The sequence below is a fragment of the Rickettsiales endosymbiont of Trichoplax sp. H2 genome, assembly GCF_009690945.1.
Taxonomy (GTDB): Bacteria; Pseudomonadota; Alphaproteobacteria; order Rickettsiales; family Midichloriaceae; genus Aquirickettsia; species Aquirickettsia rohweri.
The window spans coordinates 56,460-77,049 of the sequence record NZ_NPHZ01000002.1 but is presented as its reverse complement, the minus strand read 5'-3'; the positions used below and the strand labels follow the sequence as shown (position 1 = coordinate 77,049).

General features: G+C 27.3%; 24 protein-coding genes, 1 tRNA gene and 1 pseudogene. 8 read left to right on the top strand and 18 right to left on the bottom strand.

The genetic code is table 11. The annotated features are described in order from the left end of the window. Window positions 1-36: 36 nt before the first annotated feature. Together h2es_RS02500 and topA are read right to left on the bottom strand one after the other, a co-directional pair. Complete coding sequence (locus h2es_RS02500; RefSeq protein WP_154511113.1) at window positions 37-549, bottom strand: gamma carbonic anhydrase family protein; 513 nt, start codon at window positions 547-549, stop codon at window positions 37-39. Then, on the bottom strand, window positions 549-2,870 hold the full coding sequence (topA, locus tag h2es_RS02495) for a type I DNA topoisomerase (protein WP_154511111.1): 2,322 nt from the start codon (window positions 2,868-2,870) through the stop codon (window positions 549-551). The genes h2es_RS02500 and topA overlap by 1 nt, the downstream gene beginning before the upstream one ends. Before the next feature lie 193 nt (window positions 2,871-3,063). On the opposite strand from topA, the gene h2es_RS02490 reads away from it, so the two are divergent. Then, window positions 3,064-4,023, top strand: a complete 960-nt coding sequence (locus h2es_RS02490) for a tyrosine recombinase (protein WP_154511109.1) — start codon at window positions 3,064-3,066, stop codon at window positions 4,021-4,023. A gap of 29 nt (window positions 4,024-4,052) precedes the next feature. Here the strand turns inward: h2es_RS02490 and h2es_RS02485 are convergent, their stop codons facing one another. From h2es_RS02485 to h2es_RS02470, 5 genes and pseudogenes are all read right to left on the bottom strand, one after another. Beyond that, entirely contained in the window at window positions 4,053-5,498 is a 1,446-nt protein-coding gene (locus tag h2es_RS02485; RefSeq protein WP_154511107.1) for an NAD(P)H-hydrate epimerase, read from the bottom strand. Window positions 5,499-5,517: 19 nt separating this feature from the next. After that, entirely contained in the window at window positions 5,518-6,105 is a 588-nt protein-coding gene (locus tag h2es_RS02480; RefSeq protein ID WP_126044523.1) for a phosphatidylglycerophosphatase A family protein, read from the bottom strand. A 12-nt stretch (window positions 6,106-6,117) separates the two neighbouring features. Then, on the bottom strand, window positions 6,118-6,618 hold the full coding sequence (gene ispF, locus h2es_RS07675) for a 2-C-methyl-D-erythritol 2,4-cyclodiphosphate synthase (protein WP_230204249.1): 501 nt from the start codon (window positions 6,616-6,618) through the stop codon (window positions 6,118-6,120). A 6-nt stretch (window positions 6,619-6,624) separates the two neighbouring features. Then, window positions 6,625-7,269: pseudogene (gene ispD, locus h2es_RS07670) on the bottom strand (2-C-methyl-D-erythritol 4-phosphate cytidylyltransferase); the annotation flags it as partial. Beyond that, entirely contained in the window at window positions 7,270-8,547 is a 1,278-nt protein-coding gene (locus h2es_RS02470) for an MFS transporter (RefSeq protein WP_154511103.1), read from the bottom strand. 121 nt (window positions 8,548-8,668) lie between these two features. Between h2es_RS02470 and h2es_RS02465 the strand changes: the two genes are divergently transcribed. Next, entirely contained in the window at window positions 8,669-9,790 is a 1,122-nt protein-coding gene (locus h2es_RS02465; protein ID WP_154511101.1) for a hypothetical protein, read from the top strand. Between the two features lie 36 nt (window positions 9,791-9,826). On the opposite strand, the gene h2es_RS02460 is transcribed toward h2es_RS02465, so the two are convergent. From h2es_RS02460 to h2es_RS02445, 4 genes are all read right to left on the bottom strand, one after another. Further along, window positions 9,827-10,588 carry an amidohydrolase family protein gene (locus h2es_RS02460; RefSeq protein WP_154511099.1) on the bottom strand — a complete coding sequence of 254 codons (762 nt, stop codon included), beginning with the start codon at window positions 10,586-10,588 and terminating at the stop codon, window positions 9,827-9,829. Window positions 10,589-10,605: 17 nt separating this feature from the next. Next, on the bottom strand, window positions 10,606-11,160 hold the full coding sequence (locus h2es_RS02455; protein WP_326845001.1) for an ATP-binding cassette domain-containing protein: 555 nt from the start codon (window positions 11,158-11,160) through the stop codon (window positions 10,606-10,608). A gap of 162 nt (window positions 11,161-11,322) precedes the next feature. Then, on the bottom strand, window positions 11,323-12,036 hold the full coding sequence (locus h2es_RS02450) for an ATP-binding cassette domain-containing protein (protein ID WP_154511095.1): 714 nt from the start codon (window positions 12,034-12,036) through the stop codon (window positions 11,323-11,325). Window positions 12,037-12,333: 297 nt separating this feature from the next. Continuing rightward, window positions 12,334-12,423: transfer RNA gene (locus h2es_RS02445), tRNA-Ser, on the bottom strand. A 116-nt stretch (window positions 12,424-12,539) separates the two neighbouring features. On the opposite strand from h2es_RS02445, the gene h2es_RS02440 reads away from it, so the two are divergent. From h2es_RS02440 to h2es_RS02420, 5 genes are all read left to right on the top strand, one after another. Beyond that, window positions 12,540-13,478: a tyrosine-type recombinase/integrase gene (locus tag h2es_RS02440; protein WP_154511093.1), complete on the top strand. Its 939-nt coding sequence runs from the start codon at window positions 12,540-12,542 to the stop codon at window positions 13,476-13,478. A gap of 81 nt (window positions 13,479-13,559) precedes the next feature. Then, the gene (yajC, locus tag h2es_RS02435) at window positions 13,560-13,889 is read left to right on the top strand and encodes a preprotein translocase subunit YajC (protein ID WP_154511091.1); all 330 of its coding nucleotides are present in this window, start codon (window positions 13,560-13,562) and stop codon (window positions 13,887-13,889) included. 15 nt (window positions 13,890-13,904) lie between these two features. Then, window positions 13,905-14,231, top strand: a complete 327-nt coding sequence (locus tag h2es_RS02430) for a 2Fe-2S iron-sulfur cluster-binding protein (RefSeq protein WP_126045189.1) — start codon at window positions 13,905-13,907, stop codon at window positions 14,229-14,231. A 4-nt stretch (window positions 14,232-14,235) separates the two neighbouring features. Continuing rightward, on the top strand, window positions 14,236-14,607 hold the full coding sequence (gene ndhC, locus h2es_RS02425; RefSeq protein ID WP_154511089.1) for an NADH-quinone oxidoreductase subunit A: 372 nt from the start codon (window positions 14,236-14,238) through the stop codon (window positions 14,605-14,607). Next, window positions 14,604-15,134 carry a NuoB/complex I 20 kDa subunit family protein gene (locus tag h2es_RS02420; RefSeq protein WP_154511508.1) on the top strand — a complete coding sequence of 177 codons (531 nt, stop codon included), beginning with the start codon at window positions 14,604-14,606 and terminating at the stop codon, window positions 15,132-15,134. The genes ndhC and h2es_RS02420 overlap by 4 nt, the downstream gene beginning before the upstream one ends. Window positions 15,135-15,243: 109 nt before the next feature. Here h2es_RS02420 and h2es_RS02415 read toward each other — a convergent pair whose 3' ends face one another. Both h2es_RS02415 and h2es_RS02410 read right to left on the bottom strand, forming a co-directional pair. Next, on the bottom strand, window positions 15,244-15,633 hold the full coding sequence (locus h2es_RS02415) for a hypothetical protein (protein ID WP_154511087.1): 390 nt from the start codon (window positions 15,631-15,633) through the stop codon (window positions 15,244-15,246). A 288-nt stretch (window positions 15,634-15,921) separates the two neighbouring features. Further along, complete coding sequence (locus h2es_RS02410) at window positions 15,922-16,149, bottom strand: hypothetical protein (RefSeq protein ID WP_154511085.1); 228 nt, start codon at window positions 16,147-16,149, stop codon at window positions 15,922-15,924. Between the two features lie 522 nt (window positions 16,150-16,671). Between h2es_RS02410 and h2es_RS02405 the strand changes: the two genes are divergently transcribed. Beyond that, window positions 16,672-16,941 (top strand): hypothetical protein, encoded by a 270-nt coding sequence (locus tag h2es_RS02405; RefSeq protein ID WP_154511083.1) that lies wholly within the window; start codon window positions 16,672-16,674, stop codon window positions 16,939-16,941. A 184-nt stretch (window positions 16,942-17,125) separates the two neighbouring features. Here h2es_RS02405 and h2es_RS02400 read toward each other — a convergent pair whose 3' ends face one another. From h2es_RS02400 to pdxY, 5 genes are all read right to left on the bottom strand, one after another. Continuing rightward, window positions 17,126-17,356: a hypothetical protein gene (locus tag h2es_RS02400; protein ID WP_154511061.1), complete on the bottom strand. Its 231-nt coding sequence runs from the start codon at window positions 17,354-17,356 to the stop codon at window positions 17,126-17,128. A gap of 34 nt (window positions 17,357-17,390) precedes the next feature. Then, a complete protein-coding gene (locus h2es_RS02395) occupies window positions 17,391-18,569 on the bottom strand; it encodes an MFS transporter (protein WP_154511059.1) in 1,179 nt (392 codons plus the stop codon). A 112-nt stretch (window positions 18,570-18,681) separates the two neighbouring features. Beyond that, complete coding sequence (gene rpsI, locus h2es_RS02390) at window positions 18,682-19,221, bottom strand: 30S ribosomal protein S9 (RefSeq protein WP_126044820.1); 540 nt, start codon at window positions 19,219-19,221, stop codon at window positions 18,682-18,684. 5 nt (window positions 19,222-19,226) lie between these two features. Next, the gene (rplM, locus tag h2es_RS02385) at window positions 19,227-19,682 is read right to left on the bottom strand and encodes a 50S ribosomal protein L13 (RefSeq protein WP_154511057.1); all 456 of its coding nucleotides are present in this window, start codon (window positions 19,680-19,682) and stop codon (window positions 19,227-19,229) included. A gap of 56 nt (window positions 19,683-19,738) precedes the next feature. Further along, entirely contained in the window at window positions 19,739-20,590 is an 852-nt protein-coding gene (gene pdxY, locus h2es_RS02380) for a pyridoxal kinase (RefSeq protein ID WP_154511055.1), read from the bottom strand.

The following is a 20,590-nucleotide window of genomic DNA, read 5'->3' as shown; positions in this document are numbered from 1 at the left end:
ATTCGCTACCTATGGTAGTATTTTGTATGATAAAAATCAATTTATATATTCTTTAGCTAAGTTTACATACCTTTTTTTGGATATTGTAATATAATTAATTTCTTCTTTTTTTAGTAATCTCATGAGCTTTGCTGGTATACCAGCCCATAACTCATTTTCTTTAATTGTTTTATTATTTGTGACTAAAGCTCCTGCTGCAACCATAGAGTAAGATTTTACTGCAGCGTAATCCATTATTGTTGAGTTCATTCCAATAAATGAGTTATCATAAATTTTGCAAGCGTGAATTAATGCTTTGTGACCAATAGTGACTCCGCTTCCTATAATTGTAGGTCCATTATTAGTTCCAACGTGTATTATAGTGCCATCTTGTATATTAGTTTCGTCTCCAATTCTAATATAATTAACATCTCCTCTAATAACACAATTAAACCATATACTGGATTTACTTCCAATCTCTACATCTCCTATAACAACAGCATTTTGTGCAATAAAAGCATCTTTTGCAATTTTAGGAATTTTGTTTTTATATGGAAGAATGATGGCCATTATTTTTTTGCCCTCTTCTTGGATTGCTTAGGTTTATAATTATCAATTAAATCCACAGCTTCTAATAATTCTAAGTTAATTTTATCTATATTTTTAAGGGCGTAAAATTTCTTATTACACTCTAAGTATGGTCCATATCTTCCAATTTTTACTAAGATATCTTCTTTGATAGTGGGGTGTTTACCTAAATCTTTAGGTAAATTAAGTAAAGAGCATGCAAATTCTAGATTGATATTATCAGGGGAAACTTTTGCAGGCAATGATGCTCTTTTTTTCTTGCCATCAACTTCTTTTTCTAGATAAAATCCATAAGGACCTTTTTTAAGTAAAATTTCTGATTGTGTTATTTCATCAACACCTATAACTTTTTCTTTTTCATTTTTATTTTCAGTATTTTCTTCTTGGAATAACGTTCTTTTATAACTGCATTCAGGATAATTGGAACATCCGATAAATGCTCCAAATTTACCTGTTTTTAAGCCTAATTCACCGTTCTTGCAATTAGTACATTTTCTTAATTTAGAAAGCTCATCTTTATCGGTGGTATTAAAAATATAATCTAATAATAGTTTTTCAACTTCATTAATTATATCAATATTTTTTATTTCTAGTACCTTGTCTGATGTATTTTTAAATAGTATCCAAAAATTAGAAAGTACTTCTTTCCATTTTTTTTTGCCATTTGCCACATCATCTAAATCATTTTCAAGATTTGCAGTGAAATCATAATCAATATATTTATCAAAGAATTTATTTAAAAAAGCATCAACTAATCTTCCTTTTGCCTCAGGTATAAATCTTTTTTGTAAAATTTTTGCATACTCCCTTTCTACTAAAATAGATATAATTTTAGGGTATGTAGAAGGTCTGCCAATTCCTAATTCCTCCATTTTTTTTACTAAGCTTGCTTCAGTATATCTTGGAGGAGGTTGTGTGAAATGTTGATTTGGAGTGATTTTATCAAGATTTAAAATATCGCCTTCTTGAAGTTTAGGAATATTATTTTTCTTTTCATTTTCTTCATTATCTATGCCCTCTTTGTATACTCTATAAAATCCATCGAAAACAATTGTAGAGCCTGTGGATTTAAATATATTTTTATTATTTTGAGATGATATTTCTATAGTAACTGATTCTAATTTTGCATTTGCCATTTGGCTTGCAATTGTTCTTTTCCAAATTAACTCATATAACCTATATTGATCATTATCTAAAAAATCTTTAAGATTAGTTGGGTTATTGCTAAAATTAGTTGGTCTAATTGCTTCATGAGCTTCTTGTGCATTTTTAGATTTAGATTTATAAAGTATAGGATTTTTTGGTAAATAATTTGAACCATAGTGACTTTTGATATGAGAAGTAATGTTTTTAATAGCTTCTTGAGAAATTGTGACGCTATCTGTTCTCATATAAGTAATCAGACCGTCTGTTTTGCTTTTTACTTGTATTCCTTCATATAATTTTTGAGCTATTATCATTGTTTTTTTAGCTGAAAAATTTAACTTTCTAGAGGCTTCTTGTATTAAAGTTGAAGTTATAAATGGCGCTGTTGGTTTTCTTATAATGTCCTTTTTCTTAATTGAAGAAACTTTATAGTTTAATGTTTTTATATTTTTTATTATATCTTTAGCTTTATTTTCTTTATTTATGCTAAATTTTTCTAATTTTTCCCCATTATAAGTGTGAAGCTGAGAGCTAAAGCTATCTTTATTATTTTTTGAAAATATACTATCTATAGTCCAATATTCTTGCTCTTTAAATTTATCTCTTTCATTTTCTCTTTCACATAGAAGTTTCAGTGCAACTGATTGAACTCTACCAGCAGATTTGCTACCAGGCAATTTTCTCCATAATACTGGTGATAAAGTAAATCCTACTAAATAATCTAAAGCTTGTCTTGCTTGTTGAGCATGTATTAAATCCTTATCTAATTCTCTTGGATTATTTATAGCATTGATTACAGCATTTTTAGTAATTTCATGAAAAGCAATACGTTTTACATTTACAGCATTATTTAATGATTTTTTACTTTTCATGGTCTCTAAAATATGCCATGAAATTGCTTCTCCTTCTCTATCAGGGTCAGTTGCAAGATAAATTATCTCTGCTTTTTTAAAATTATCAGCAAGATTTTTTATGGTATCTTTTGCTCTTATAATAGGTTTGTATGTGATTTTAAAATTATTTTCTGGTTCAACAGCATCTCTTACAGAAGGTAAGCTTCGTATATGACCATAAGATGAAATTACTTTAAAATCTTTACCTAGATATTTTTCTAAAGTTTTTGCTTTTGCAGGAGATTCAACTATAAGTAATTTCATTGTAGATAAAAATTAGTTAATTATATGTTAGTTTGCATATTTGTGAATAACATGCAATATTTATTGAGAAAGATAGCTGAGGATTTTAATATACAGGTGATTTCTTATTTTAACACATAAATAGTTAAATTTTTATAAATTGAAATTATTAATTAGTTGTTTTATTAGAAGTAATAGGCGCTTAAGGTTGGCAATGGATAGTAAAGATTATATAAATTATTACGTTGAATATTTTTTTGAGATGTTAATTGCAGAAAGGGATGCAACTCAAAATACTATATTGTCTTATAGGAATGATATTAATGATTTACATAAATATCTAAAGAAAAACAACATAGGATTACTTAAAATAACTCAATCGACAATACAAAATTTTATTGTTAATTTGACTGAAAACAACTTAAATCCTAAAACTATAAGTAGAAAGATTTCAGCATATAAACAATTTTTTTTATTTTTAGTATCGGAAGGATATTTAAAAGAAAGCCCAATTTCTAATGTTATAATGCCTAAGAGAGCTGATTCAATACCTAAAGCTTTATCAAGTGATAATATTAGTAAAATTATAGAAATGATAAGTCAAGACAAAACAAAAGAAGGTATAAGAAATTATGCTTTACTTGAGATACTTTACTCAACAGGTATGAGGATATCAGAATTGGTATCTCTTGAAATGAAGTCTTTAGAAAGTTTTTCTAAAGAATCTGATACAAATCTATTAATTATTAAAGGTAAGGGGAAGAAAGAGAGGGCTGTAATATTAAATTATATGGCATGTAAAGCACTAAAAAAATATCTCAAAATTAGGAAGCAATTCTTATTATCAAGTGTGAAATCTAATTGGGTTTTTCCTTCAATTTCCAAAGATAATAAAATTGTACATATCTCAAGGCAAAGGTTTGGACAAGTACTTAAAGAGATTGCACTGAAGTGTAATATTGATCCATCTATTATTTCTCCACATAAAATTAGGCATTCATTTGCAACTCATATGTTAGACAATGGTGCTAATTTAAGAATTGTGCAAGAATTATTAGGTCACTCAGATATATCATCTACACAAATATACACTAAAGTATCTGGCACTAAAGCAAAAAAATTATTACTTGATAAGCATCCTCTTGGAGCTAAGGTTAATACAAAGGATGAATAGTTATTGAGTTTAAAAAGAAAGTAGACGGGTTAGATTTTTCTAGAAGTATTTCTAAATTGAAGAAGTAAATTTGGTATAGTTTGTGGTATTTCTTCTGCAACTAGTCCATACCCAATTTTCCAAGCTGCTTCATTTAATGTCCAAACTGCAATTGATGCTGCAAAATATGAATTAAGACCTTGGCTCATTAATCCTGCGCAAATTCCCGCTAAAACATCTCCTGTGCCAGCTGTTGAAAGATATGGGCAACCATTTTCTTGTAGCAAGATATCATCATTACATCCTATAACTGTATCAACCCCTTTTAACAAAACTTTGCAATTTGAAAGTTGAACAGCTAATTTTACTTTATTAATTTTTAATTCACTGCTTAAATTAAAAATTTTCTTAAATTCACCTTCATGAGGAGTAATCAAAACATCTTGATTTGAGGTGGTCAATTTTTTTAAAGATTTATAATTAATTATTGCACCTGCATCCAATACTATGGGTTTATTGTGCTTAAGTATATTTTCAACAATATTATGTGTTTCTGATGATGCAATTGTGCCAGGTCCGTATAAAATAGATGAAACCTTGTGTTTAATTATCAAATCATTTAATTGCTGTATATCTTTATATTTTATTATTACTATTCCAGCGTCTAATTTATTGTCAAATTGTACGTTATTTTTGATAAATAACTTTACAATTCCTGAACCTGATTTTCTTGCAGCTTGAGTTGATAAAATGCTAGCACCTAGCATTTCTCCTGCTATTACTCCTAAGCATCCTCTTGTATATTTATTATCTTCATATTGTGGGAATCTTAATTTATTTTTCCATATTTCTGGAGTATTTATTTTTATATAATTTTCAGTATTTTCTAAATTGTATAGACCAATATCTTTAACAATAACTTCTCCTGAATGTTTTAATCCTGGCATTAATAAGTGGCCTATTTTTTTAGTATGAAAAGTGATGGTTAAAGTCGCTTTTAATGCAGCACCTAGTATTTCTCCAGTATTTGCTGATATTCCAGTTGGAATATCAATAGATATACATTTTAAGTTTGAGTTATTTATTTTATGTATTAATTCCTTAAGTGTAACATCTATTTCTTTTGATAGGCCAATCCCATATATTGCATCAATAATTAAATCAGTTTCTTCTAAGTTTAAATTATTAATATCTATAATTTTTCCTTTGTATTTTTTTGCAAAATATTTAGCAGAGTTAGTTTTTGGTTCACCTAATTTTAATAATTTAACATCCCAAGAATTTTGATGAAGTAAATTAGCAACAACATATCCATCGCCACCATTATTTCCAAAGCCACAAATTACTAAAACTTTACAAAACTTAAATCTTTTAAATATTTCATCAAAAACCTTTTTTCCTGCTTTATGCATTAAGTCTAAAGATGTATCTTTATTACGTATAATAGGAGCCTCTATGGCGTGCATTTGATTACTATTTAAGGCAAATTTGTACATAATAAATATAATAAGATGATTAGATAAATAAACTTACTATTAAATTGATCACATAAATTGTAACCGATGCAAAAATTGCAGCTAAAATATCATCAAATATTACTCCAAATGTACCCTTGTATTTTCTATTAACGTAATCAATTATTAATGGCTTTTTAATATCAAAATACCTAAAAGGAATTAATGCAATTAAAAAAACTAGTGTACTGGTGGAAATATTTATAAAAAATGGAATTTTTTTAATTAAACTGTATATCCACTCAAGCGATATATATAATGTTAATAACTGCCCAATTACTTCATCTATTACTATATAACTATGATCATAAGTATTGGTAGTTTTCTGAAATTTCTTTATAGCAAATGAGCCTATAATACAAAAAGTTATAATTGCTAAAAGTAATTTTGATTTAATATTGTTTAACGAATTAGAGTGCATTATTATAAAATAATATAGCGGATATACAGCTATCGACCCACAAGTTCCAGGAGCTGGAAGCTTTCCGACATAAAACCAGGTAGATATGATCGAATACCAAGAAAATGGAACTTTAAATTTTACTTTCTTAGCGTTTAAAATATGATCTAAGCTGTATCTTTTTTTCATAATTAAGTTATATTAATTAGTTACACAGCAAATAGCTTGAGCTGCAATGCCTTCTCGTGATCCTAAAAATCCCATTTTTTCTGTTGTAGTAGCTTTTACACTTACTTGATTGCTATTTATTTCTAGTATTTTAGCAATATTTTCACGCATTACTTGACTATAGGGCATAATTTTTGGTTTTTCACATATGATTGTTAAATCAATATTTAGTATTTTAACTCCAATTTGTTTTAGCTTTTTTTTAGTGTATTCTAAAAAATAACTTGAATCTATATTTTTATATTTATTATTGTTAGGTGGAAATAATTGCCCAATATTTCCAAGTGCCATAGAACCAAGTAAAGCTTCGGTGATTGCATGCAATCCTACATCGCCATCAGAATGAGCAATAATAGATTGATTATGTTTAACGTCTATACCACAAATTTTTATTGTATTGGTATCCTTTAGAGGTTTTGAAAATTTATGTACATCTAAACCAATGCCTGTACGATATACTTTTTTATTACTCATAATAAATTTACAAAATTCAAAATCATGTTTGTTTGTTATTTTTATGTTATTAATTTCTCCATCTATTTTACAGCTATCAATATTTTTTTCAAAACACAAGCTTATATCATCTGTATAATTAGTATTACTATTTTTATGCAAATCTAAAATTAACCTATATTTAAATCCTTGTGGCGTTTGTGTTCTATATAAAAAATTTCTATCAATTATTTTTATATTATTTTTAATATCAAACTGTTTTATTGTATCTGTTAATTTAATTCCAATATCTACAGCTTGATAATTATCTAATTTTAAAATAATTTCTTCAATTAGTTTTTTTGAAATTAGTGGTCTTGCAGCATCGTGAATTAGAACATTTTCAGGATTGATTTTCTCAATTGCCTTTAAGCCTAAAAATACTGATTCTTTTCTTGTTTTGCCACCAATAACACAATCTAATAAATTAAGTTCTTTAGTTGCATTTTTATATAAATTTATGTGTTTTTTGTTAATGACAACTAATATGTTGTCTATTGATTTACATGATAAAAATGTTTCTATAGACCATCTTAATATGGGTTTATCGTTAATTAAACTATACTGTTTAGGAGTATGTTTACTAAACCTTAAAGATTCTCCTGCAGCAACAATTATAGCTATATTTTTCACTTATATTTTTGCAAAAAACTTTTTCTTGTACCAATATAAAAGATAAATACAAAAAATGGAAGGAATTGAAAGTAGTGATGAAAAAATAAAAAAATTTTGCCAACCAAAACTTTCTACAACAATTCCTGATGTAGGTGAAATTAATGACTTTGTTAGTCCAGAAAAAGAAATTAGTATTGCATAGTGAGTTGCTAAATGTTTTTTATCACATAATGAACTCATAAATGTAATAAGTATAATATTGCTAATTCCATAGCTAAGACTTTCTATTAGATTTATTAAACCTAGTAAAATTATACTATTTTTGATTTTTAAGAATATCAAAAATTGTAAATTAGTAATTGAAGCTAAAATTTCTGCAAATAATAAGTTATACTTTAATTGTGATTTAGCAATTAAAATACCCCCAATAAGTGTTCCTATTAGAGCCCCCACTATACCACATGACTTTGCAACGCTTGCAATTTGATTCTTTGAAAATCCTACATCCATTAAAAATGGGATAGATAAAGTATCTAGATATGCATCACTAACTTTATAAAAGGCAATAATTGTTAATATTAATCCAAATTTTGGTTTTAAGGCTAATTTTTTAAATGGGATTATAAAGTTATTAATAATCCATTCTTTATAATTAAGATGTACCATTTTTTGAAAATATGTGACCTTTTCATCAGAAAAATAAATTACAATAAGACATGGTAAAATAAAAAAGGCTAATATCATAAAAACATATTTCCAATCAATTATAGTTGATAAAAATAAAGCAAATATCCCAGAAATTATAAATCCAATTCTAAAGCCGTAAACTACAAAAGCATTACCAATTCCTGCTTTAATTTTTGAAAAAAGCTCTATTCTATATGCCTCCATAGCAATATCATATGTTGCCCCAATAAATCCTATGAAAATAAGATATACAACTAAAAAAGATATTGATTTAATATCTATATAACCAAAAAACCCTATAGTAAGCATTAAAAACACTTGCATTAACATTATCCAGCTTTTGCGCAATCCAAAATTTTTGGAAAACATTTTTATAGGATAACAATCAACTAAGGGAGACCATAAATATTTAAATGAGTAAGGTATCGTTTTGATTGATAAAAAACCTATTACTGTAAGAGATAAATTATTATCTTTAAAATATGTTGTCGTTGTTGTTACAAGAAATGCATATACAACTCCACTATTTAAACCTAAAGTTAGTGCTATTATTAATTTTTTTATAAGATTTATGTCAAAAACCTTATTAATATATTTTACTTTGCACACAACAAAAACCTATTATTGAGATATCATCTCATAAACTAAAAAATTTATATTTTCAATATAAATTAATACTTGCAACATTAATTATATTCAGTAAAATCATAGGTAAAATTGAGGTTGTGTTATGTCAATTCAGTGTCATGAAACTAATAATGAGAAAATAAATCATATAAAATCTTTAATTAGTAATAGTTCTCAATCAGATTATAGCCAAGCTTTTAGTCATTATTATAGCACATGTAGTAATGGACTGCTTCTAGGAGATATTTATGATATAATGATTTTTTCTGTTGATAAAAATACTGATATAACATGGGAATTTATAAATTACTACAAACCTGGATTTGATCAGATTTTTCAAATTATAGTAAGAAGTTTGGTTAACCAAAATTTTGAATTTGCAACAAGGGTAATCAATGCTAGTTATAATATAATGAGCGAACAAAATTACATTGAGCTTTCTGTATATTTTATACAAAATTTTAACTATGATGCATCAATTTCTTGGTTAGGTTATTCAGCAAATCGATTTACAAATATACTAGAACTGAATATTGCACAAGAAGTCAAAAAATATGTAAATTCTACGGAGGATTATCAACGATTTTCAGTAGAGGTTATGCAGAAGCTTGTTTCTTTTGGAAAGCAAGAACTACAAGAAGAATTAAGTAGAGATTTTAATTTTTTATCCAATTCATTATTATTAATAATTGTTTCTTTTGCAATTGAAGAGAAAAGAGATGAGATTTCTACATATATAACTGATTTCATAATTGCTTTTAATTCTCCCGAAGGAAAAACAGATAATCAAGAGAGCAATGTTCCTACTTTTATGATTAGCTTTCTTATCTCATCAAGTTTACACCATATGCATGAAGAATTTGCATTATATTTAGTTGATAAATTTAGCTTTTCTTGTGATGTAAAAACTCTAGACTTATTAAACTACATGCACGATAAAAAAGCTGATAATGTATTTAAAAAATTAACAAATAAATTATCCTCTACTTGTAATAATGAAGAGAAGTTAAAATTAATGTTACGTGATATTGATTTAAATGAAGCCAAGCCTTCTGAGGATGTAATCAGAAAATTGATAAGTGAGTTGAAACCTTCAATATCTGAAAAACAAAAAGAAAAAAATATGGAGTTTTCTAGTGAGAAAGTGAGTCCAGAATTTTTTGATGAGTTAAAAAGCGTACTTCTCAATACTACAAATAATAATGTAGAGAACTTTGAAATCTAGCAATATCTATTTAAAAAAGAAGAAATTAACATTATATCAAAGATATAAATTTTTACCGTTTGCGTAAATTATGTTATTTAATTCTTTTTCGTTAAAATTATTTATTAATAAAGTTAAATCAGATTGATTGAATTGTCTAGATGCGCGTGTTCCAGGCAAGTCTGTTCCAAAGATTAACGAATTAGAGTTTACATTATAAATTTTACGCATTATCGATGGTATTAATTTATAATTTAATTTAGAAAATCTTGTAGCTTTAATATATACTCCTTTTTCTGCTAATTTAAACAATAAATCTGTGTTGTTATCACGAAATAATCCCAGGTGATCAATAGTAACCTTAGGTAAAGATGTTAAAGTATCGTATAAATCTTTTATAGATGTTAAGTCTGCATATAATTCTATATGCCATTTTGTTAAGTCATATATACGCTTAGCAATGCTTATTATATTTTTAGTTGATGTATTATTACCTCGGTACAAATTGAAACGTGCTGCTCTGATTTGTTTTTTATGTAGGTATAGTATTGCTTGATCACTAATATCTAAGGGTAAATTAATGACACCAACATATTGTTTTCCCAAAATATTTAATGCTTCTACTATATAATCAGTGTTATATCCTTGAAATGATCCTGAAACAATTGCACCACCACAAAGCTCTAAGGGAAAATTAGATAACGATTTTTTATAGTCATTGGTAGTAAAGGCGTTTGGTATATATCCATTATTTGCAATTAAAGGATATTTATTATCTATAATATGAAAATGTGCATCAAAACATTTAAACTGTTTCATGATCTTTTTTTATAAAATTATTGTGCAATAACTTCACCACACTCAATTTTATATATATGATTAATGCCAACAGATTGCAAAAAATTTTCTTCGTGAGAAACAATTATCATACTACCTGGATACTTTCTTAAAACTTGGACTACATGCTCTTTAGTTTCAAGATCAAGGTTATTAGTAATTTCATCTAGCATTAAAAGTCTTGGGGATTTAGCTGCAATTAAGCTAAGTGAAAGCCTAGCTTTTTCACCCCCAGAAAGATTACATACTAAATTAGAAACTTCCTCATTATTGTGAAATAAAAAACTATTTAAATGTTTTCTTACATCTATTTCATGCCAATCGGGCCTAATTTTATGTACATGGTCTATCACTGAGTCTTGAGGATTTAAATTAGAATAGTGCTGATCTAGATAACCAATATGTTGGGTGTTTGGCAAATGCCAGTTGCCCGTTTTAAAAATATTATTTTTGCCAAATATTGCCCTGAGTAGTGTTGATTTTCCTGAGGCATTCCTTTCAATAATGCTAATCCTTTCATTGGCTGAAAGAGATAAACTTACATTTTTTAGTATTATTAACTCTTCTTTATAGCCTATATCAGCTCCACTTATGGATAATATATTACTACCAAAAACATAATTAGAACTCAGAGAGAATTTAGGTAAAATAACTTTAGGTAATCTAAGATCGGAAATTTGCTCTATTAGATGTTGCTTCTTTTTATCAATTGCAGCTTATTTCTTTCCATTAGTTTGTGAAGCTCTATTAGCTTTAGCGTTGCTTACAATAGTTGGCCATTTTCTTTGATCAATACTTTTTTGTCCCTTAATTTTACTTTTTGATGCACGTTTTTGTTCTTTCATTAACTTAATGTGTGTCTCTTTTTTTTCATGCTTTATCAGAAATAATTCTTTTTCGATTTTAGACCGTTTTTGCTTGATTTCGCGGATATAGTTATCATATGAACCAGAAAATATGTGAATTTTATTATTATCAATATGCCAAAATATATTTGTATATTGGCGTAAAAGTTCTATATCGTGACTAATTATAATAAGGGTGCCTTGATAATTTTGCAGCATGTGCATTAAGCTCTTACGATTAGCAAGATCTAAATTATTGGTTGGTTCATCTAACAATAAGAAATCTGGCGAAAGTGCTAACGCTTCTGATAATCGTTTATTTAACCTCTGACCACCACTTAAATCATTATAACTACTGATTATTTGTTCAACATATCCTATAGATAAGTGATCAGGGATAATAACTTGTCCATCAGATGGTTGAAGGTGCCCACGTAATATGTTAAGTAAACTAGATTTGCCACTACCATTACGACCGATAATAGCAATACGACTACCTTGATATATTTGAGTGGAAAAATTTTCGAAGCAGCTTTTATTAAAAAAAGAGAGGCTAACGTTTGTAAGGAGAATTGGTTTATGCATAATGTATCTCTAAAAATCCTAAGGGTTTTAAAAAAATCACAAATGTCTGTTAACACTTGAGTTTGTTTACCCATCTTTTTGGGCAGATTTAAGAGATATTATCCATGATGTTCTATGACTCCTAGATTGAAAACGTTACACTATTCATGAATACTATAGATATTTTTACAAAAAAGTCAAAATTCCCAAATAATTTAATACCCATTGCACAACTTGAAATTATCCAGCATATACATTTGTAATATGATTTGGCTATTTGTTAATAATTTGCCTGTAACTTGTTATATCAATGAAAATTGGCGGATGGAGTGGGATTCGAACCCACGGTACGCGTTAACGCACGCCGGTTTTCAAGACCGGTACCTTAAACCGCTCGGCCATCCATCCAATTAGCTTTTACCAGATTATTTAAATCTTATCAAGACTCTTTTAAAGACTATAAATTGCTTTTTAAAATTCATTAAATAAAATACAATGAAAAATAAGCTAGTAAGATAAATAAAATGAAAAGTATAAAAATAAATAAAGAGCTTCAGGGAATATTAAATAATTGGATTACCTATCTAGATAAAAATCTTAATTATTCCCAAAATACAATAAATGCATATATAACTGACATATATTATTTTTTACAATTTATTTTTAATCATTATCAGGAAACTATATCATTAAAGTTGTTAAATAAATTACAAGTTCATGATTTTAGGTCGTGGCTTGCCTATAGAAAAAAGAAAGATATATCTAGTATTTCAAATAATAGAACAATATCATCCTTAAAAAATTTTTATAAATTTTTAAGGGACCAATATAAAGCTGAAAATTATAATATTAATCAGATCAAAGTAGCTAAATTAAATAAGCCACTTCCAAAAGCATTACCAGTAAAATCTGCAATTGAAATTATGAATGCAATTGAAGAAATAAGTAAAATATCTTGGGTAGGGCAAAGAAATAAGTCTATAGCATATTTGCTTTATGGATGCGGAATGAGAATTAGTGAGGCTTTGAATTTGAAAATAAGTGATTTTTATGATGATTTTTCTAGAGTTGTTGTAACAGGCAAGGGTAATAAAGAGAGAGAATTACATTTGCTTAAGATTTTGCAAGATCAAATTAAAAATTATATTTCTTGTTGTCCCTATGAATTTAATTCTAATAGTTTTGTATTTTATGGAGAGAAAGGAGATAAGCTAAATCCAGATGTTTTTAGAAAAGTGATAAGAAAATTACGAATAAAATTATGCTTGCCAGGACATACATCTCCCCATTCATTGAGACATAGTTTTGCAACACATTTGCTGGCTAATTCAGAAGGAGATTTAAGAACAATTCAAGAATTATTAGGACATAAAAATTTATCAACTACTCAAAGATATACAAAAATTGATATGAATCATTTAGTTAAAAATTTTGTTAATTTTCACCCACGTGGTAAATCATAATAAATACTTTTTATAAATAGTTATTGAATAAATGGAGTTTATAATATAGAAATATTAAAAAATTAAATTTATTTGTATATTATGTTTATTATTGATGCTTTTGCTAATGCAGCAGGTGGTTCTTCTATAAAAGATATGTTTAGTGGTATGGCACCATTGTTATTGATTATAGTTATCTTTTATTTTTTAGTTATTCGTCCTCAGCAGAAAAAAATAAAAATGCATCAGGAGATGGTTAACAATTTAAAAAAAGGGGATAAAGTTGTTACATCAGGTGGTATATTAGCTACAGTTTCTAAGGTGGAATCTGATGAAGGAATTCTAGTCGTTGAAATAGCTTCCAATGTTAAAGTAAAAGTAAAAAGAGATACGGTATCTCAGGTCTTAAATACTAAGGATTCAAAAAAATAATTTATTTTTTATTATATGCCAAAAATAAAATTTATTTTTGATGATGGTACAATAAAAGAAGTTGAAGCCCCTAATGGTCTATCTGTTATGGAGATTGCACATCAAAATGATATTTATGAAATAGAAGGGGCTTGTGGAGGATCTCTATCATGTGCAACTTGTCATGTTATTGTAGAAAAAAAATTTTATGATATACTTGAAAGCATAAGTCCAAAAAAAGAAGATGAGGATGATATGCTTGACTTAGCATTTAATTTAACCAAGACTTCAAGATTAAGTTGTCAGATAATTATGAATGATAAGCTTGATGGGTTGACTGTAAAAATACCAACAGAAAAATAATATTATGGATATTAATAGTTATCTTCAAAATTATTTATCAATACTAATTTTTATAATTATTAGCGTTGGGCTAGCAGTAATTCTTATAATATTACCTTTTTTAGTTGCAAAGTTAAAGCCTGATAAAGAAAAGTTATCTACCTATGAATGTGGATTTGAAAATTTTGGAAATGCAAAGAAAAAATTTGATATTAGATTTTATTTGGTATCAATTCTTTTTATTATATTTGATTTAGAGATAGCTTTTTTATTTCCATGGGCCGTTATGTTAAAAGAAATTGGTTTAATTGGATTTTGGTCTATGATAGCCTTTATTGTAACATTAACAATAGGATTTATTTACGAATGGAAAAAAGGGGCTTTGGAGTGGGAATGACAGATGCTAATAACAAAGTAATTTTAAATTCTGAGCAAGATGAATTATTAAATTATGCGATAAAAGATGTTAATAATAGAGGATTTGTGACTGCCAAATTAAATGATTTAGTTAAATGGGCGAGAACAGGTTCTTTATGGCCTATGACATTTGGATTAGCATGTTGTGCTATAGAAATGATGCATACAGCTTCAAGTAGATATGATATGGATAGATTTGGAATGCTTTTTAGACCTAGTCCACGCCAATCAGATGTGATGATTGTTGCAGGTACCCTTACTAACAAAATGGCATCTGCTTTAAGGAAAGTTTATGATCAAATGCCTGAGCCAAGGTGGGTTCTTTCCATGGGAAGTTGTGCTAATGGAGGAGGGTATTATCATTATTCTTATTCTGTTGTGAGAGGTTGTGATAGAATTATTCCTGTAGACGTATATGTGCCAGGGTGTCCACCTACAGCGGAAGCACTGTTATATGGGTTATTACTGTTACAAAGAAAAATAAAAAGAACTACATCATTTACGTGATCAAATTTTAACATAGTTACTATTTATTTTTCCTCATAACCCGTCTTTTGACATAATCTTTCTCAAACCCTCTTCATTATCATATTCTAATAATCAGCATCAATATTTTTTATAATTCACCGTGATGGTGTGTTTCAGATTGGCTGCTGCTTAACTCAATTACAGCATATATAGCTTTATGCTCTTCAGTTGGATTAGGAATATTTCCACTAATATCACCTGTATTTGGTAGTATACCCTGATCTATGATTTCACCTTTTGCAATAATATGATCAAATTTATAAACATAATTACTATTACTACAACAAGTTCCAATTCCTTCACCATGTTGTCCCACAGAATATTTAGTAAAATTAAATTCCCCAAATTCTGCAAGACATTTGTTGATTTGAGCAGGGTTGCTAAGGTTTAAGCTATTATTGCCTATTTCATTCATATCTCCAGAAAAAATTACTGATAATTTACTTAAATCACTATTATCTGTTAATGTATTGACCATTTCTTTAAATTTTTCGATACCTTTCCATACATTACAGCTATCAGGATTATTGGGATCTGCGTGTGGAAAATGAACTGAAATAAAAAGCAGCTTTAATTCTGGATTCTCTACATTTTTAAAATAAGCAGCAACAAAAGGTCTAACATCACCATCACCATTATCTTTCCAAAAGCCAGCAATTGGATCTTTAATCAGTCCCCATGCTTTTTGATTAAAAGTTATTTGTGCAATATCAAATTCTTTTTTAACATTATTCCAATATGGATCTGGATTTGGTTGTAAAGTTTTTCATTCTTTATCACTATTTTGATTATTTAAATAGTAATCTAAAGTATTTTTGTCTTGCCCTGGTTCAACTTGCTGCATTGCAACAATATCTATTCCTTTGCTCTTTATGGCTTCTTTTATTACATCAACCTGTTTTTCTCTTCTTTCAGGCCTACTCCAAACACCTTTATCTCGTGAATCTCTAACATCACCTTTGACATTGTATTGTAAAATACCTACGTTTACCATGTTACCCCCATTAATAAGTTATGTTATTATTTCAAATAAGCATTATTTTATAATAAAATTAAATTCATTTTAAACTTTGCTTACTTTCATATTAAAAGCTTAAACATACATTTTTTTTACAATCAAGTAATCTATGTTTAAAGTAAAGTAAATTTATATTTTTACAAATTTTTCAATATTTAATTTCAAAAATCTAATACGAAGTGATATAAATGAGTTTGCAAGATCTTTAGAGGTGTTTTATATAACAAAATTATAAACTTGCGCAGAAAAATTATTTTTAATTCCAAAGATTTATGGTATTATTTACCTTGTAATATAGTTAAAATTTAAATAAAGGGTAGGATAATGAAGTTGTGTATATTACTATTATTTATGGTATTTCATTCGTCATATACACTAGCAGATACCGATAAAGATTCTGATTTTGCGAATAAGTAAACTTTAAAAGTTTATAATAAATGTGCTGCAAAGTATATAGAAGATGTTGAAAGCGGAATAACATCTAGAATGATAACAGGTATGTCTGAAACGACATTATGTATAAAAGAACACATTCTTTTTTTATTTAAAGAAATATTATTTAAAGGATATAAAAAGTCATATACGGAGTTAAAAAACGCACTTGAAAAAATTGAAGAAGGAACAGGTGATTTGTATTGGAAAATTTATAATGAACATAATGCATGTGATAATGGCAAATGTGGTAGTATGTTTTATCCAATGCATAACTTAGAGGTAGGGTTAGTTATGAAGCAAATCTTATATATTGTATATTGTCATATTATATGAGGATTATTATCATGATTGGCGAAAAATAACGAATTCATGATTTTGGCAATGAACTTTGTTGTATGAACACTTAATCTACCTATTTTTCTATTTTATAAATATAATTAAATATTTAGGGTATAAAGAGGTAAATCATATTAATTTATAATATTTATAAGAGTATAGAATTAAAGAAAGCATGTCTTTAACATATAGCAAAACAACAACAAAAGCCGAGGCTAATTACCAAAATTGTGCCAACAGTAAATCTTGTTCCTTTATTGCCATCTTCTCTATTGTTCCAGCATCTTTGTGGTGCTTTTGTTTGCTCTAGATTCACATGATTCTTAAAATATTTCGTTAATTTTGAATCTATTTTTAACATCTTAGCCTCAGTCAATAATTCAACTTTGCCAACATTTACTTTTCCTTTCAATATATGTGACAGAACCAAATTTTTGATTGTATCTTTAATACTTTTTTAAGGATAGAACGAATAATGATATAATTGCAGCAGAACTAGCGTAAATTTCCATTGGATAAATCGTACCATTATAAAAAACACTAACTAACTTAACTCCTATTGAACTTATAAACATTTCAAGAGTTATCATAATGGATGATGCACTGCCAGATAGTTTAGGGACAGCACCTACAATTTTATGAGTAGCATTTCCAAATATTCCAGATATACCTAGTAAATAGGGTATTTTAATTAATTGAATTCCAATAGCATTTAAAATTCCTAAATATTGAATGATAAAAAGCACTATACTGCTTAAAATAACTAAATATAATGAGAATTTTATAATTTCATTCACTTCAAAATGATCGACTAATTTATTGTTTATTACTCCTCCAATTGCAAATATTGACGCACCTAATGCCATAAGTAGTCCACAATTCTCAATGGTTGAATTATGTGTTTCAACAAATATTAATGGTAGTGTTGTTATATTAACAAAAGCAACTGAAACCATAATAACTTTTATGCTTAAAAATCTTATATAAACTGTATTTTTAAATAATGTTATATAATTGTTTATTATTATTTTTAAATTTACATTTGTTTTTAAATTTTGTAGAGTTTCTGGTAGAAAGAATAAACTATATATAAATAATAAAATTCCTGAATAAGCCATAAGCTGAAAACTTTTTCTCCAGCCTATTATATTGCCAACAAATCCTCCTAATGCTGGCGAAACTGCAACCATTATACCTATTATTATATGTAGTGTTATTATAGCTTTTTCAAATCTTTTGCCCTTATAAATATCATGTAATATAGCATTACCTATAGACCAAGCAACACCAGCTCCTAATCCTTGTATAAATCTAAGAATAAAAAGTAGATAAATTGAATTTATAAAAGATATGCTATAAGAGGCAATTGAGAAGCAAGCAATTCCAAATAGAACTAATTTTCTCCTACCTAAAGAATCTGATAATGTACCGTATATTATTGATGAAACTCCTATGCCAAAAACATTAACTGCAGCACTAAGCTGAATTAATGATTCGTTTGCTCTTAATTCTTGTCTAATACTTGAGAGTAATGGCAAATAAAAGAATATTGCAAGATCAAATACCGAGATTGCTGCAACAACAATAAAAAAAACATTATTTTTATTACTAAATGTAAAAGACATACTATTATATGAAAAAATAAATAGTTAAAAATTAAGACTTTAGAATTTGTAAATTGTTAATTTTATAAAATATATAAGGTTTAATTTTATAATTATAAAATCAAAGTATGGATTATCTTTTAGAAAATTGAAATTTCTTTCTAGCTTTAGGTTGTCCATATTTTTTTCTTTCAACTTTTCTACTATCTCTAGTTAAAAAGCCTCCACTTCTTAGAGTTTTATGAAATTCATCACTTATTTGATTTAATGCTTTGCTGATCCCATGTCTAATAGCACCTGCTTGGCCAGATAAACCGCTGCCTAAGACATTACATTCTATATCGTAAATTCCTTCTGCTTTAACAATTGCAAAAGGTTGGTTAATTATCATTCTATCAACAGGTCTTTGAAAATAATCAATTAAATTTTTACCATTAACAATAATTTTTCCTGATCCCTTACTAATCATCCAAACTTTTGCAATAGCAGTTTTTCTTTTGCCTGTAGCGTATATTTTTTTACCTTCTATTTTAGTAATAGCTTTAGTAGCAGTATGTTTTACATTAACTTCCTTTTTATTTTGAGCAGTAGTTTTGTTCTTAGATTCAACATTAGTTTTAGTTGAGCTTTTTGCTTTCCTAGTTTTTGTTATAGTTTCTTCTTTTTTATTCATAATAATTATTTAACTGGGTTAATTAAAACAGGTTTTTGTGCTTTATGAGGATGTTCGTTATCTCTATAAATATGTAGGCATTTTAATTGTTGTCTAGCAAGTGGGCTTTCTTTTGGTAACATTCTTTTAACAGCTAGAGTTAACATTCTTTCTGGATATTTTCCTGATAATAAATCAGCTGCTTTGACTTCTTTGATTCCGCCAGGATAACCAGTATGTCTATAATATGTTTTTTGTTGAAGCTTTTTACCAGTTAATTTTACTTTATCAGCATTAATAACAATTATATTATCTCCACAGTTTATATGGGGAGTATAATATGGCTTATGTTTCCCACGTAAAAGTTTGGCAATTTGCGCTGCAAGTCTGCCTAAAATTTGCTCTTTAGCATCAATTAGTAGCCATTTTTTTTCTACATCTTGGGGTTTTGCAAAAAAAGTACTTGATAGCTTAACACTCATAAAATATGTTTATCTCAAATTAAATAGTAATAGAATAATACATAAAACAAAAATTATTACAACTTATTAATTACAAAATTAGTTTCTGGGTTACTAATTTTTTCTTGTCCCTGTATAATTTCTAATTCCTTACTTTTTGTTTTATGATTTATTTCTAATATATTATTAATAGTAGCTATAGTATTTGAAAACGATTTTAAAATATTATTTGTATGCAAGTAATTTCCTAAGAATAATGCAGAAAGAAAATTGCCAAGCCCAGCAGGTTTTTGTTCAAAATTAATTAAAGGACTTTCTTGAATATAAAAATTATTACTATCAAATAATAATGTAGATATTGTTTTTGAATTAATTTTTAACCCTGAAATAATTATTATTCTAGATAATCCCATGTCAGCAAGTTTTTTAGCAACTAGTTTTGCATGGTTAATATTATTAATATTTTGCATAGTCAATATTTCAGCTTCAAAATGATTTACTACTAAGATATCTGATAATTTTAATGCGTAGTTCCTATAAAAATCAAGTAATTCTGGTTTAACATATAAGCCTCTTTCCTTATTTCCTAATTTTGCATTGCATAGATAAATTAAATCAGGAATATTATTTTTAATATTTTTGACAAAATTTAATGCCTCAAGACTAATTAATTCATTGCCCATATGACCTGTTAAAAAACCATTAATTTGATTATTAATTATATTGGTTTTTGAAAGGCCATTAATTACTTTTTTTACATGGCACACCTGAAAAATATCTACTAAAAATTCTTTGTATAAATTATGATTAGAAAATTGTGCTGTATTAATATTAATTACCTTATGTTTTAAACATTGTAATGCAAATGATGCAACTTTATTGCCAATGTATCCATGAGATACATGAAATTGAATTGATAAAATACTCAT